Source organism: Aurantimonas sp. A3-2-R12 (genome assembly GCF_036016755.1).
Classification (GTDB): domain Bacteria; phylum Pseudomonadota; class Alphaproteobacteria; order Rhizobiales; family Rhizobiaceae; genus Aurantimonas; species Aurantimonas coralicida_A.
In genome coordinates, this window is sequence record NZ_JAYXIH010000008.1 from 44,992 (window position 1) to 58,451 (window position 13,460).

A 13,460-nucleotide genomic window follows, 5' to 3' on the forward strand; every position below is an offset into this window, starting at 1 on the left:
CAGTTGCCGACACCCATTTTTCGGTGGGAACAAACCCACTTATCACCCGTCGGCAAATCCCACTTCTCAACTCAAGGGGAGAGCAGGATGCCGACTATCGCCGATGGAGAAATCCGCTCCGCAATCAAGCGTGTCGAACAAAGCGCCAAGCAAGAAACACTCGTTGATGGCGACGGACACGGCACCGGCCGTCTTATCATGATCCTAAAGCCAATGCCGACCCGCGTGACGGCCGACTGGATGGTGCAGCAATGGCGCGACAAAAAGCGGGTCAAAAAGAAGATCGGTGCCTACCCGGCGATGTCTCTCGCCAACGCGCGCGAGATATTTGAGCGCGATTTCGCAAAGATCATCCAGAAGGGTCGCAGCATCAAGATCGCGGTGGATACTCGACCTGGAACCGTCGCAGATCTGTTCGCAGGCTATGTCGCTGCCCTCAAGGCTGCGGGCAAGCCCTCCTGGAAGGAAACAGAAAAGGGTCTCAACAAGATCGCGAACACGCTCGGGCGCCATCGCCTGGCCCGCGAAATTGAGCCGGAAGAAATCGTCGAGGTTATTCGACCCATCTACGAGCGCGGCGCCCGCGCCATGGCCGATCATGTCCGAAGCTACGTCCGCGCGGCCTACAGTTGGGGCATGAAATCCGAACATGACTATCGAACCAAATCGCCGCGCCGTTTCCACATTCCGTTCAATCCCGCATCCGCAATCCCAACTGAGCCAAAGGTTCGCGGTACACGCTGGTTGGACGAGGACGAGTTCGCACGCCTTTATTGGTGGCTCGACTGCCCCGACGTCCCGGTGCATCCGTCGTATCCGCGCGCCATCCAGCTCATCATGCTGACCGGCCAGCGTGTTGAGGAAATCGCGCGTCTGCATGTCGATCAATGGGATGCGGCCGAAAAGATAATCGACTGGTCGAAGACAAAAAATGATCAGCCGCACGCTGTACCGGTTCCGTCGTTGGCAATCGAACTGATCGAATCCATCACCCCGAACGAATACGGCTGGTATTTCCCATCGGCGAATGATTCATCAAGGCCGGTCGGCCACGGGTCGCTCTACAGTTTCGTCTGGCGGCAACGGGATCGCGGGGTAATACCCTACGCGACCAACCGCGACCTGCGCAGAACATTCAAGACCCTCACGGGCAAAGCCGGAATCTCCAAGGAAATGCGCGATCGCCTGCAGAACCATGCCTTACAGGATGTCAGTTCGAAGAGTTACGACCGCTGGAACTACATGCCTCAGAAGCGTGCCGCGATGAAGAAGTGGGACGCCTATCTCAGAAAGGTCCTCGCGCGGAAATCGTGCAACGAGGCCACCTAACCCGCTATGCTCGCGCCGAAAGCGGGTGCGAGGTCACAATGATCAGTGCGTTTTTCCGATGGCTCGAACACCGGCGAGCCGTCAGGCGACATTGGCAAGCCGATGCGCGCAGGCTGATCGACGACGACGAACCGCGCGCATATTATGCCGCACAACGCCGCGCTGCGCGCAGCCGGACCCAAGGCGACCGTGCCGCCTTTTGGCATTGGGCCAAGGTCGCTTCGGAGATCGCAAGGCGCTCTCGTGTTACCGAAATGGACCGTGCTGTCCTCCAGAGGATCGTCGACGAAGAGTCGACGGCCGGGCGCCATCGCGACGCATAGTTCCCTATTTGGGGTGCCTCCCCGCCTCGAATCTTGCATTATGGACATCCGACCATCATCTGATGTATAGATTCACTGTCAAGTGATGGAGAACTCCAATGCTAGTGGCTGACCGCACACTTCCCATCCTATCCGAACGGCAAGACTTTTCTGCCGAAGCTGATCGCGCCAGGCTGTCGAAGGTGGCGCTCAAGGCCTACAAGCGTCTCGTCGAGCAGTGGGAACTCACGGGCCAGCAGGCCGCAGCGCTGCTCGACGTTTCGACAAGCACTTGGGAGCGATTGAAGCAGCAGGAAAAAGACAAGTCCCTGAATCAGGATCAGTTGACGCGCATCTCGGCCTTGGTCGGAATCTACAAGGGCCTCCACCTGTTGTTCGCCGACGGTATGGCTGATCGCTGGCCCAAGCTGGATAACAAAGGTCCCCTCTTCGCCCGCATGAGCCCCATCGGCTCGATGATGAAGGGCGGCATTCCCCAGATGCTTGAGGTTCGCAGATATGTCGATGCAGTCCGTGGAGGACTGTGATTGTCGATCGACGATGTGCCCGTCGTCACCGAGGCGTTTCCGAAAACTGTCCGATTGGTGACGACCGCGCGCCTTCGCGCGGCCGTGCTTGTACCGTTGGTAGATGACGATGATGAACTCAAACTCCTCGCCGAGATCGAAGGAGCAACGAGCACCCGGCTTATCGCCCAAGACCGCGGCATTTCGGGTCTTGCCGCCAACGAACTCGTCTTCGATTTGCCCAATGCCCACTTCATCAATGCGTCCTTTGCCTACGCCAAGCCGCAGCAACCCAACCGGTTCAACGGCGCCGACCGCGGTGCTTGGTACGCCGCGCTCGACGTTGCGACCTGCCTGGATGAAGTCGGCTATCATCTCACGAACGCACTAGCCGACGCCGGCGACTTCAACGCCACCGTCGAATATGCGGAAATGTTCTGCAGCCTCGCTGGCGAGTTCCTCGATCTCCGGCGACTTCCTAGTCACCCTTCGCTCGATCCAGACAAGGCGAAGGCTTACCCCGTGGGCAACGCCCTGGCCGATGGCGCCCGCGCCGCTGGACTAAACGGCATCATATATCCTTCGGTGAGGCATAAGGGCGGCATCTGCCTGGTTGCGCTGAGGCCAGCTGCCGTCCAATCGGTGCGGCAGGGTGCCCTCTATCGTATGACGTGGCGCGGTAGTCCCACGCCAGCAATAGAGGGACCGATCTGACCCCATGATTCAGCTTACCCGATCAAAGATCGGCTGGGCCGCTGGTGCCGACGACAGAACTCCCGCCCCTGCGTCCTGCACCCAGGCGAACACACTCAGTTCATAGTGCGAGTATTGCGATCAAAGGGAAGTCTCCTCCCAATATGCTATAAATAAAGGCTCCGGCGAGTCGGACGCGCACCGAGTTCATTTTGCAACGGAATCAGGCCCAACGCCTCTCTCACTCAAGGATAAGAAGACGACGCTCGACGCGAAGTTCAGGTTTGAGGAAGATTCATTTCCCGGCGGCATGAGTGGATGGGATTCTCGACTTCGATCCGCCACCGGTGGTGTCCCAACAGGTGGTGTAGCTCGGCGGTAACGAAGCTGCCCGCGAGCGCGCCGTAGCGAGCGAGCGGCGGCGCGGTGGTCATCGGCGCTTTCCGGTAGGGTCTGGTTGTTAATGCCAACCCTTTTCGGAAAAGGACCACCGATGACCGACGACATGATGAACCTGCGCGCGCTGGTGGAGAAGACCCTCTAAGTCGTCCAGGCGGCCCGATCCCTCTAGGACATGATCAGCCCACCATCGACATTGATCGTCTGCCCCGTGATGTAGGCGGCATCCTTCGATGCCAGGAATGCGACGAGACCGGCAACGTCCGCACCCGACCCCGCCCCCCCATCGGAATTCCCTCCACCCATTCGGCCATCAGTTCGCCCGGCTTGTAGTCGCCGAGAAGCTTGCCCCAGACGGTATCATTGTAGGCCCACATTTTGGTTTCAATGATGCCAGGGCATGTAGGATTGTCCGTACTCACGGGACATCTCCCCTTTATTGCCATGCAGATGCTAGCGGTCGGGCTGCTGATCGCATTTCCCGGAATCACTGGACGCTGAGCCGAACATCGGCCTCGGCGCAAGTCCCACGCCTTGATCGATGGGTCCTTGTTTGGTCCATTTTGTTGCGGTTACCGCCTGCTCGAGGCCTTCCATGGATCTCCGGAAGGCAGGCGCCGGGTAGCACGGAGCTCTGTTCCTCGACGGAAAAATGGTCAAACCGCAACGGGCTTGTCGACATAGGGCGACCTGTCCCGGGAATGATCTTACCCGGAGCATCAAAATTCAGCGTCTGCTCTTTTTCGAGGCAGCGTCCGGTCGCAACGTGGGCAGCGGGCCGGTCGATCAAGATAAGCAAACGACCTAAAATGGGGATACCCGACGTGGCACACCTCTTGCTTCGGCTCATTCGTGCGGTGCGTCTAGGGTTCCGGCATCGAGCGATGCGACTGGTCCGAGAGACGCACTCCCCGTGAGTTGCGGGGAGACACGGCGGGCCAAAATCCCGGGAGAACGCCGCACAGTTCCGCGCGACGCGGGCTGTCTCCCGGTCCTCTTCGCGTCAATTTTCGAACGCGGTCGCATGGCGGTCGCAGCGACGAAGAAGGACGATGCCCATGAGACGCCTCCTCGCCGGACTGGCCCTTGCCGTCACATTTTCCGCCCCCCCTTTGAGCGGCGTCGCCAACGCCCAGGAGAAGACCGAGTTCTCCGTCTGCTGGTCGATCTATGCCGGCTGGATGCCCTGGGGCTACATGCAGGATTCCGGCATCCTGAAGAAATGGGCCGACACCTACGGCCTGACGATCGAGGCCGTGCAGATCAACGACTATGTCGAGTCGATCAACCAATATACCGCCGGCCAGTACGACGGCTGCACCATGACCAACATGGACGCCCTGTCGATCCCGGCCGGTGGCGGGGTCGACACGACGGCGCTGATCGTCGGCGACTATTCCAACGGCAATGACGGCATCGTCCTCAAGGGCAAGGATCAACTGGCCGCCATCCAGGGGCAGCAGGTCAATCTCGTCGAACTGTCCGTCTCCCATTACCTGCTCGCCCGCGCGCTGGAGAGCGTCGACCTGTCCGAGCGCGACATCACCGTCGTCAATACCTCCGACGCCGATCTCGTCGCCGCCTATCAGACGCCGGACGTGACCGCCGTGGTCACCTGGAACCCGCTCCTGTCGGAGGTCGCGGCTGCCCCGGATTCGCACCAGGTCTTCGATTCCTCGCAGATTCCCGGCGAGATCATCGATCTGATGGTGGTCAACACCGAGACCCTCAAGGCCAATCCGGACTTCGGCAAGGCGCTGGTCGGCGCCTGGTACGAGACGATGACGCTGGTGCAGTCGGACACGCCTGAAGGCCAGGCCGCGCTCGAAGCGATGGCCGAGGCGTCGGGCACCGATCTCGCCGGCTACAAGGCCCAACTCGCCACGACGGCAATGTTTTACGATCCCAAGGACGCCGTCGCCTTCACCGAAGCCGAACAGCTGCCGAAGACGATGACCTTCGTGTCGAAATTCCTGTTCGACCACGGGATTCTCGGCCAGGGCGCGCCGAGCGCCGATTTCGTCGGAATCGCCTATCCTGGCGACAAGACGACGGGCGACGCGGACAATATCAAGCTGCGCTACGACCCGAGCGTGATGAAAATGGCCGCCGACGCGGCGCTGTAAGAACCGTGGCGAGGCACGAGACGCCATGCGGCTGATCAATCTCAAGCCAAGCCGTGCGACGGCGATCGCGCTGGGCGCCCTGCCCTTCGCGATCGCGGTCGGCGCCTATGCGACCGGCAGCGCCATTCGCCGGGCGGACAACCCCGCCGACAAGCTCTTGCCGTCGCTGCAGGCGATCGGCGAGGCGATGTATCGGATGGCCGCGGTCGCCGACAACCGGACCGGCGACTATCTCTTATGGACGGATACGGCGGCGAGCCTGGAACGGCTCGGGCTCGGCATCGCCATCGCGGCGGCGCTCGCCTTCGTCCTGGCCGCGCTGATCGGCATCCTCCCGACAGCCCGCGCGCTGTTTTCGCCCTTTGTCTCGGCCTTCTCGCTGATCCCGCCGATCACCATCCTGCCGATCCTGTTCATCGTCCTCGGCCTCGGCGAAGCGGCCAAGGTCGGGCTCGTCGTGGTCGGGACCGCGCCTTTGATGACGCGGGCGCTGGCGCAGGGCGTGCTCGACATCCCACAGGAGGAGATCGTCAAGGCGCAGACGCTCGGCGCCAGCACCTGGCAGATCGCGACGCGGATCGTCTTTCCGCGCATGGGACCGCTGCTTCTGGTCGCCATCCGGCTCGGCCTGGTTCCGGCCTGGATCTTCCTCATCTCGGCCGAGGCGATCGCCGCAACGGACGGCCTCGGCTACCGGATCTTTCTTGTGCGCCGCTATCTCGCGATGGATGTGATCCTGCCCTACGTCGTCTGGATCACCGTTCTGGCCTTTGCCATCGACCGGGCGCTGGCGTTTTTATCGCGGCGGATGTTTCCGTGGGCGCATCTGTCGGGAGACCGCCTGTGAGGTTTCTCGACGCACGGAAGATTTCCGTCACCTACGGCGACGCGCCGATCCTGGAGCGCGTCAATCTCGGTGTGGACGAAGGTTCGTTCGTGACCATCGTCGGCGCCTCCGGCTGCGGCAAATCCACGTTCCTGCGGCTGTTGCTCGGCCAGGAAACCCCGACGTCAGGCGAGATCAGCATCGACGGCGCGGTGATCGCGCCCGAGCCCGACCCCGGCCGGGGCGTGGTGTTCCAGAAATACTCGGTGTTCCCGCATCTCACCGTGCACCAGAATCTCATGCTGCCCTTCGAGTTCGACGGGTCGCGCTTTCTCGCCCGGCTGTTCGGCCGCCGTCGCCGCGAAGCCGCGGACATGGCTGAGCGGATGATGGACAAGATCGGCCTCGCGCACGCAAGCGAGCGCTATCCGGCCCAGCTCTCCGGCGGAATGCAGCAGCGCCTCGCCATCGGCCAGGCGCTCTTGAAGCGACCGCGCATCCTGCTTCTCGACGAGCCTTTCGGCGCGCTCGATCCGGGAACGCGCAAGGACATGCAGGCGATGCTCCTCGACCTGTGGACCGAGACCGGCATGACCGTCTTCATGGTCACCCACGACATCCAGGAAGCGTTCGATCTCGGCACACGGCTGATCGTTTTCGACAAGGTCCGCCACGACCCGCAGTTCCCCGCCGCCTACGGCGCCACCATCACCTACGATCTACCCCTGAAGACCCGGGAAGGATGGACGACGGACGAGAACACCGTCGCTGCCATCGCCGCGTTGAATAACAAGGACACGACACATGATGCTTGACCGACAGCCGACCCGCCCGACGCGAAGGGCCGGCGCGCGCTCGCCGCAATGGGAACGCGCGCGCGCGCACCACCCGAATTTCGACGCCAAGTCGACGCGCGGCTGGAAGGCGCTCGAAGCCGAGGACAAGCTTTCCGGCGACGGCTGGAAGCGCGAGGTTCAATGGGCGCTCGATATGGGGCTGCCCGGCGCCGACTCTATCACCGACAAGTCGATTCCGACCTTTTCGCGCGGGGAACTACCGCATTTCGCCGGGATCAACACCTTCCTCAAGGCGCCCTATGTCGAGAACGTCCGCGACGTCGGAAAATATGATGCCGCCGTCCTCGGCATTCCGTTCGATAGCGGCACGACCTACCGGCCCGGCACCCGTTTCGGACCGCAGGGCATCCGCCGCATCTCCTCACTCTACACCACCTACAATTACGAGCTCGGCGTCGACCTGCGCGAACAGATGACGCTGTGCGACGCCGGCGACGTGTTCACCATCCCGGGCAATCTCGAAAAGAGCTTCGATCAGATCTCGCGCGGCGTCAGCCACGTGTTTTCGTCGGGCGCGGTGCCGATCATGCTCGGCGGCGACCATTCGATCGGCTTTCCCTGCGTTCGGGGCATCGCCGAATGCACCTCGAAGCGGATCGGCATCATTCATTTCGACCGCCACATCGACATCCAGGAAAAGGATCTCGACGAGCGCATGCACACGACGCCCTGGTTCTGGGCCACCAATCTGCCGAACGTGCCGGCGGTCAACCTCGTGCAACTCGGCATCGGCGGCTGGCAGGTGCCACGTCCGGGCGCCAAGGAGGCGTTTCGCCGTCAGACCAATGTCCTGACCATCGAGGACATCGAAAACTACGGCCTCGAAAAGACCGCCGAAATCGCCCTCGAACTCGCCTGGAAGGACGCCGACGCGGTCTATGTCTCCTTCGACGTCGACTCGCTCGATTGCGGCTTCGTGCCCGGCACCGGCTGGCCCGAGCCGGGCGGCTTCCTGCCGCGCGAGGCGCTGAAAATCCTCGGCCTCGTCTGCGCTCCCGGCATTTGCGGACTGGAGGTCGTCGAGGTCTCGCCGCCCTATGACACGTCCGACATCACAGCCCTTATGGGCGTCCGCGTCTGCGTCGAGGCGCTGGGCTCGATGGTTGCCCATGGCAACATGGGCAAGCACAAGGGCATCATCGACAAGCCGGTCACCTATTGATCGCGAGAGGGAGCACCGACCATGCATCGCGGCCACGATCACGATCACGACCAATTCCACCCCTTCGACCCGCCACGGGCGCCCCGTGGCCACAACCACACCGAGGCGACGGCCCAGTGGCAAACGCCGCATGAGCCGGACGCCGCGCATCCGGCTGACGATCACACCCACGAGCCGGATTTCGATCTGGTGGAGAAGGCATTCACCGACGCCTTTCCCGCCGTCAAGGACCCGACCAGTTTCCTGCGGCTGACCGGCATACCGCTCCTCGCCGTGGCCGGGGACGGTGGTACGCTGTCCCTGCTCAGGGTCGCGCAGGAAAACGTCGTCGACATCGGCGCGCTGGCGCCGCATCTCGGCGGCGAGAGCTTTCGCTACGATCCGCTTCCGGCGGCGATGGTGTCCCGGCGCGAATCCCTCGCCTTCGTCTATTTCGACGGCAAGGCCACGCGCAGCCTGTCGTTCGAGGAAGCGCGGGCGCTGGCGCCGAAGCTGGACGCAACACGCTGACGCGATGTGGTATTGCCGCGCCACCCTCCGTATGCGCGATCCCGTGAGATGAGCGCTGCCCTTTCCATTCTCGTGGTCGATGAAAACCGGGCGCGCGCGGCGATCATCGAGGACGGGCTGCGCGAGGCGGGCCACTCCCGGGTCGAGGTTGTGACGGAGACGGCCGGCCTGGTGCGCCGCATCGAGACGCTGAATCCCGACGTCATCGTCCTCGATCTCGAAAATCCCAACAGGGACCAGCTCGAGCATTTCTTTCAGGTGTCGCGATCCGTCCAGCGACCGATCGCCATGTTCGTCGATCGATCCGACACCGCCTCGATCGCCGCCGCAGTGGACGCGGGGGTATCGGCCTACATCGTCGACGGGCTCAAGAAGGAGCGCGTCAAGCCGATCCTCGACATGGCGATCTCGCGCTTTAACGCCTTCAACCGGCTGACGCGGGAACTTCAGGACGCGCGCACCGAACTCGCCGACAGAAAAATCATCGACCGCGCGAAGGGTATCCTGATGAAGGCGAAGAACCTCGACGAAGAATCCGCGTATCGGCTGCTGCGGAAGACGGCGATGAACGAGAACCGGCGCCTCGCCGACGTTGCCCGCGGTCTCGTCAGCGCCCACAGCCTGCTAGGAGACGATTGATGCCACGGCTGGACGACATCCGCGCCGGTTACCTGCCACTTCTCGACAGCGCCGTTCTGCTCGTCGCCGCGGACAAGGGTTTCGCCGAGGCCAGGGATGTCCGCCTCATCCTCAACCGCGAAACCTCGTGGGCGACGATCCGCGACCGCATGGGCGTCGGCCAGCTCGACGCCGCGCACATGCTGGCGCCGATGCCGATCGCCGCGAGCCTTGGCCTGGGCCCCCTCGCCGTGCCGATGGTCGCGCCGTTCATCCTGGCGCTGGGTGGCAACGCGGTGACTGTCTCCAATGCCGTGGCGGAAAGGATGGCGACCACCGACCCGGTCATGGACGGTGCCGCCGCAGCGGGACAGGCACTGTGCCGCACCGTCGAGGCGGCTCGCCGCGACGGTCGCCCACCACTCCGATTTGCCGTCGTCCATCGGCATTCCAGCCACAATTACGATCTGCGCTACTGGTTGGCGGCGTCCGGGATCGGGCCCGACCGGGACATCGACATCACCGTGGTGCCGCCGCCCTTGATGCCCGACGCGCTGGCGACGGGGCAGATCGATGGATTCTGCGTCGGCGAGCCGTGGAGCACGATTGCCGTCCGCCGGGGCGCCGGCCACATCGTGACCAGCAAGGCGGAGATCTGGCGACGTGGACCCGAAAAAGTCCTCGGTGTCTCTGCGCATTTCGCCAAAACACGCGGTGAGGTGCTCGCACGACTGATCCTCGCGCTTCATGATGCCGCCGCATGGTGCGAAGACCCGAACAACCGGGAGGCTCTCGCCGCCCTTCTCGCGGCAAAGGAACACCTCAATGTTCCAGAGAGCGCCCTGCTGCCGGCCCTTGAAGGACGCCTGGAGACAGCACCAGGAAAACGGCGCGCCATCGAAGGCTTCGTCACCTTCCACGGCGCGGATGCCAACCGCCCGAACCCGGACCATGGCCAATGGCTGTTTCGGCAAATGGTCCGCTGGGGCGACGCCACCGACTCCGAGACCGCGCGTGACCAAGCGGCCGCGGTCTTCAGCCCAGCCTCGTATGACGCGGCTCTTGGCCGTCTTGCGCCGAACCGCGATTCGAAACGGAGGCTGAGCGAGAATGATCGGCCTGCGGGGCTCTATGACGTCGCCGAGGAGAATCCGGCGTCGAATTGAGCAAGCTCGCTGCGCGCTCTCGCATCGTTATGCTTATTTTTTGATCAACTTATGTCTGCGTATAAAAAAATTGCAGAATTTGCTGTTTTTGCATTGCAACATGAAATTTGCGGCCGTATAGATTGGCCTGTCGGACGAAGCGCGGTGCTGATCACCAGTCGTTTTCTCCGACGGGGCCTCACAGGCCAATGGAATTTACGCCCAATGGCGGGCGGTTTTCGGCAAGGCTGCCGACTTCGTTTGAAGTGCCCCGCGACAGCGGGGGCATCGACGGGTCGAGCAGCCTTTTTTCGTTTCATCAGCACCATTGCCGGGCGGCGTCGCCACCGGCGAAACGGGGAAGTTTTACGCCATGAGCAACCTGACGACGATCTCCAGACGTGTCCTGCTGGGCGGCACAGCCGCCGTCGCTCTCGGCCTCACGGCGACCGTGGCGCAAGCGGACATGCTGCCGGTCGAAAAGGACGAACTCACATTCGGTTTCATCAAGCTGACCGACATGGCGCCACTCGCCATCGCCAAGGAAAAGCATTTCTTCGAGGATGAAGGGCTTTACGTCAGCATCGAGCCCCAAGCGAACTGGAAGGTTCTGCTGGATCGCACCATCACCGGCGAGCTCGATGGCGCCCATATGCTGGCGGGGCAGCCGCTTGCGGCGACGATCGGTTACGGCACCGAGGCACATATCGTGACGCCGTTCTCGATGGACCTCAACGGCAACGGCATCACCGTGTCTAACGACGTCTGGGCGAAGATGAAGGCCCATATCGCGTCGGGTCCGGACGGCAAGCCGCAACATCCGATTTCCGCCAGCGCCCTAAAGCCTGTCGTCGACGAATACCGAGCCGCTGGCAAGCCGTTCAACATGGGAATGGTGTTCCCGGTCTCGACCCACAATTACGAGCTGCGCTACTGGCTCGCGGCGGGCGGGCTCAATCCGGGCTTTTATTCGCCGTCCGATACCTCCGGTCAGATCAAGGCCGACGTTCTGCTGTCTGTGACGCCGCCGCCGCAGATGCCGGCGACGCTCGAGGCCGGCACCATCCAGGGCTATTGCGTCGGCGAGCCCTGGAACCAGGCCGCCGTGTTCAAGGGCATCGGCGTTCCAGTGATCACCGACTACGAGATCTGGAAGGACAATCCCGAAAAGGTGTTCGGGATGACGAAGCAATTCGTCGACGAGAACCCCAATACCGCGATCGCCGTGACCAAGGCGCTGATCCGCGCCGGCCAGTGGCTCGACGCCGACGATGGCGCCAACCGCCAGGAAGCCGTCGAGATCCTGTCGCGGCCCGAATATGTCGGCGCCGACGCCGAGGTCATCGCCAATTCGATGACCGGCACTTTCGAATACGAGAAGGGCGACAAGCGACCCGCCCCCGATTTCAACGTCTTCTTCGCCAAGTTCGCGACCTATCCCTACTACTCGGACGCCATCTGGTATCTCACGCAGATGCGCCGCTGGGGCCAGATCGCCGACAAGAAGCCGGACAGCTGGTACGCGGAAACGGCTGCATCGGTCTACCGCCCGGACATCTACCGCAAGGCGGCCGAATCGCTCATCGATGACGGCTATCTGACAGCTTCCGACACCCCCGATACCGACGGCTACAAGGCGGCAACCGCAGCGTTCATCGACGGCGTCGAATATGACGGCCGCAAGCCCAACGAATACCTCGAGAAATTCGAAATTGGTCTCAAGGGATCCGAGGACGTGGCGAGCCTCGCCTCCAACTGATCCGCGCGCGAAGAGGCGGCGGAGCGTTCCGCCGCGCTTCCATCCGACACTTGCCGCAGCATTCGAGGAAGGACCCGAGCGATGAGCACCGCATCCGATTTCATGGGGCATGAGCTGTCCTCGGCCGAACGCCGCGCTATCCGCCAGGAAAAGCGCATGGTCAGGATCAGCCGCGCCGCCGGTCCGCTGACAGCCATAGGTCTCGGCTGGTCCGTGCCGCTGATGAAAATGGCCGCGGGTGACGATCCACGATCCAACCTCTCGGCCCTGTGGAAAGGCCTCATCGTCCCGCTCATCGGCATTCTCGCTTTCCTGGCGGCCTGGGCGGCGCTGGCGCCGCAGGTGCAAACCTCGCTCGGCACCGTGCCGGGGCCGGTCCAGGTCTGGCAGCAGGTCGAGGGGCTCTACGCCGATCATCAGCGGGGACGCGAGGACCGGGTGGAGTTCTATGAGCGGCAAGAGGCCCGCAACGCCAAACTGGTCGAACAAGGCATGGCCGACCGGGCGAAGGTCCGCGCCTATACCGGCGCGCCGACCTATCCCGAGCAGATCTTCACCAGCCTGAAGACGGTATTCCTCGGCTTCTTACTCGCCACGATCATTGCGGTTCCGGTCGGCATCGCCTGCGGGCTGTCCTCGACCGTCAGCGGCGCGCTGAACCCGCTGATCCAGATCTTCAAACCGGTCTCGCCGCTGGCCTGGTTGCCGATCGTCACCATGATCGTCTCGGCGCTTTACGCGAACGCCTCGGACGCGCTGCCGAAATCCATGGTGGTCTCGGCGATCACCGTGACCCTCTGCTCGCTCTGGCCGACGCTGATCAACACCTCGCTCGGCGTCGCCTCGATCGACAAGGACCTCGTCAATGTCGGCAAGGTGCTGCAATTGTCGACGTCGAAGACCATCACCAAGCTGGTCCTGCCCTCGGCCATGCCGCTGATTTTCACTGGCCTGCGCCTGTCGCTGGGTGTCGGCTGGATGGTGCTGATCGCCGCCGAGATGCTGGCGCAGAATCCCGGCCTCGGCAAATTCGTCTGGGACGAGTTCCAGAACGGCTCGTCGGACTCGCTCGCCCGCATCATCGTCGCAGTCATCACCATCGGGATCGTCGGCTTCATCCTCGATCGGATCATGGCCGCGCTGCAGACCGCCTTCACCTTCTCGTCGACGCGCTGAGCGGAGCATTCGCAGGAAAAGTGGAAGCCGG

13 protein-coding genes, 1 pseudogene and 1 riboswitch are annotated in these 13,460 nt (G+C 62.8%); of the genes and pseudogenes, 12 read left to right on the forward strand and 2 right to left on the reverse strand.

Annotated elements, in window-relative coordinates; translation table 11 throughout:
- The first annotated feature begins 87 nt into the window (after window positions 1-87).
- The 3 genes from VSX60_RS06310 to VSX60_RS06320 all read left to right on the forward strand — a co-directional run bounded on the left by VSX60_RS06310 (window position 88) and on the right by VSX60_RS06320 (window position 2,872).
- The gene (locus tag VSX60_RS06310; RefSeq protein WP_327623305.1) at window positions 88-1,329 is read left to right on the forward strand and encodes a tyrosine-type recombinase/integrase; all 1,242 of its coding nucleotides are present in this window, start codon (window positions 88-90) and stop codon (window positions 1,327-1,329) included.
- A gap of 421 nt (window positions 1,330-1,750) precedes the next feature.
- Window positions 1,751-2,179 (forward strand): antitoxin Xre-like helix-turn-helix domain-containing protein, encoded by a 429-nt coding sequence (locus VSX60_RS06315; RefSeq protein WP_327623306.1) that lies wholly within the window; start codon window positions 1,751-1,753, stop codon window positions 2,177-2,179.
- Complete coding sequence (locus VSX60_RS06320) at window positions 2,180-2,872, forward strand: RES family NAD+ phosphorylase (protein ID WP_327623307.1); 693 nt, start codon at window positions 2,180-2,182, stop codon at window positions 2,870-2,872.
- Window positions 2,873-3,129: 257 nt separating this feature from the next.
- Here VSX60_RS06320 and VSX60_RS06325 read toward each other — a convergent pair whose 3' ends face one another.
- Window positions 3,130-3,285: a hypothetical protein gene (locus VSX60_RS06325; protein ID WP_327623308.1), complete on the reverse strand. Its 156-nt coding sequence runs from the start codon at window positions 3,283-3,285 to the stop codon at window positions 3,130-3,132.
- A 133-nt stretch (window positions 3,286-3,418) separates the two neighbouring features.
- Window positions 3,419-3,666 (reverse strand): annotated as a pseudogene (locus tag VSX60_RS06330) (SDR family oxidoreductase); the annotation flags it as partial.
- 436 nt (window positions 3,667-4,102) lie between these two features.
- A riboswitch (guanidine-I (ykkC/yxkD leader) is annotated at window positions 4,103-4,205 on the forward strand.
- Between the two features lie 103 nt (window positions 4,206-4,308).
- Between VSX60_RS06330 and VSX60_RS06335 the strand changes: the two are divergent.
- The 9 genes from VSX60_RS06335 (at window position 4,309) to VSX60_RS06375 (ending at window position 13,429) form a co-directional block, all read left to right on the forward strand.
- Window positions 4,309-5,376, forward strand: coding sequence for a putative urea ABC transporter substrate-binding protein (locus tag VSX60_RS06335; RefSeq protein ID WP_327623309.1), 1,068 nt, complete (start codon window positions 4,309-4,311; stop codon window positions 5,374-5,376).
- A 25-nt stretch (window positions 5,377-5,401) separates the two neighbouring features.
- Window positions 5,402-6,223, forward strand: a complete 822-nt coding sequence (locus VSX60_RS06340; protein WP_327623310.1) for an ABC transporter permease — start codon at window positions 5,402-5,404, stop codon at window positions 6,221-6,223.
- A complete protein-coding gene (locus VSX60_RS06345; protein ID WP_327623311.1) occupies window positions 6,220-7,017 on the forward strand; it encodes an ABC transporter ATP-binding protein in 798 nt (265 codons plus the stop codon). Before VSX60_RS06340 ends, VSX60_RS06345 begins: the two co-directional genes overlap by 4 nt.
- Window positions 7,010-8,221: an agmatinase family protein gene (locus tag VSX60_RS06350; RefSeq protein ID WP_327623366.1), complete on the forward strand. Its 1,212-nt coding sequence runs from the start codon at window positions 7,010-7,012 to the stop codon at window positions 8,219-8,221. The genes VSX60_RS06345 and VSX60_RS06350 overlap by 8 nt, the downstream gene beginning before the upstream one ends.
- A gap of 21 nt (window positions 8,222-8,242) precedes the next feature.
- A complete protein-coding gene (locus VSX60_RS06355; RefSeq protein WP_327623312.1) occupies window positions 8,243-8,731 on the forward strand; it encodes a hypothetical protein in 489 nt (162 codons plus the stop codon).
- Window positions 8,732-8,779: 48 nt separating this feature from the next.
- Entirely contained in the window at window positions 8,780-9,370 is a 591-nt protein-coding gene (locus tag VSX60_RS06360; protein WP_327623313.1) for an ANTAR domain-containing response regulator, read from the forward strand.
- Window positions 9,370-10,515: a CmpA/NrtA family ABC transporter substrate-binding protein gene (locus VSX60_RS06365; protein ID WP_327623314.1), complete on the forward strand. Its 1,146-nt coding sequence runs from the start codon at window positions 9,370-9,372 to the stop codon at window positions 10,513-10,515. The genes VSX60_RS06360 and VSX60_RS06365 overlap by 1 nt, the downstream gene beginning before the upstream one ends.
- 352 nt (window positions 10,516-10,867) lie before the next feature.
- Entirely contained in the window at window positions 10,868-12,253 is a 1,386-nt protein-coding gene (locus VSX60_RS06370; RefSeq protein ID WP_327623315.1) for a CmpA/NrtA family ABC transporter substrate-binding protein, read from the forward strand.
- Window positions 12,254-12,334: 81 nt separating this feature from the next.
- Window positions 12,335-13,429 carry an ABC transporter permease gene (locus tag VSX60_RS06375; protein WP_327623316.1) on the forward strand — a complete coding sequence of 365 codons (1,095 nt, stop codon included), beginning with the start codon at window positions 12,335-12,337 and terminating at the stop codon, window positions 13,427-13,429.
- Window positions 13,430-13,460 lie beyond the last annotated feature (31 nt).

Excerpts from the sequence above, each read along its gene's own strand:
- VSX60_RS06310 (WP_327623305.1), top strand. The coding sequence starts at position 88 with ATGCCGACTATCGCCGATGGAGAAATCCGCTCCGCAATCAAGCGTGTC.
- VSX60_RS06315 (WP_327623306.1), top strand. The coding sequence starts at position 1,751 with ATGCTAGTGGCTGACCGCACACTTCCCATCCTATCCGAACGGCAAGAC.
- VSX60_RS06325 (WP_327623308.1), bottom strand. The coding sequence starts at position 3,285 with ATGACCACCGCGCCGCCGCTCGCTCGCTACGGCGCGCTCGCGGGCAGC.
- VSX60_RS06335 (WP_327623309.1), top strand. The coding sequence starts at position 4,309 with ATGAGACGCCTCCTCGCCGGACTGGCCCTTGCCGTCACATTTTCCGCC.
- VSX60_RS06340 (WP_327623310.1), top strand. The coding sequence starts at position 5,402 with ATGCGGCTGATCAATCTCAAGCCAAGCCGTGCGACGGCGATCGCGCTG.
- VSX60_RS06350 (WP_327623366.1), top strand. The coding sequence starts at position 7,010 with ATGCTTGACCGACAGCCGACCCGCCCGACGCGAAGGGCCGGCGCGCGC.
- VSX60_RS06355 (WP_327623312.1), top strand. The coding sequence starts at position 8,243 with ATGCATCGCGGCCACGATCACGATCACGACCAATTCCACCCCTTCGAC.
- VSX60_RS06360 (WP_327623313.1), top strand. The coding sequence starts at position 8,780 with ATGAGCGCTGCCCTTTCCATTCTCGTGGTCGATGAAAACCGGGCGCGC.
- VSX60_RS06365 (WP_327623314.1), top strand. The coding sequence starts at position 9,370 with ATGCCACGGCTGGACGACATCCGCGCCGGTTACCTGCCACTTCTCGAC.
- VSX60_RS06370 (WP_327623315.1), top strand. The coding sequence starts at position 10,868 with ATGAGCAACCTGACGACGATCTCCAGACGTGTCCTGCTGGGCGGCACA.
- VSX60_RS06375 (WP_327623316.1), top strand. The coding sequence starts at position 12,335 with ATGAGCACCGCATCCGATTTCATGGGGCATGAGCTGTCCTCGGCCGAA.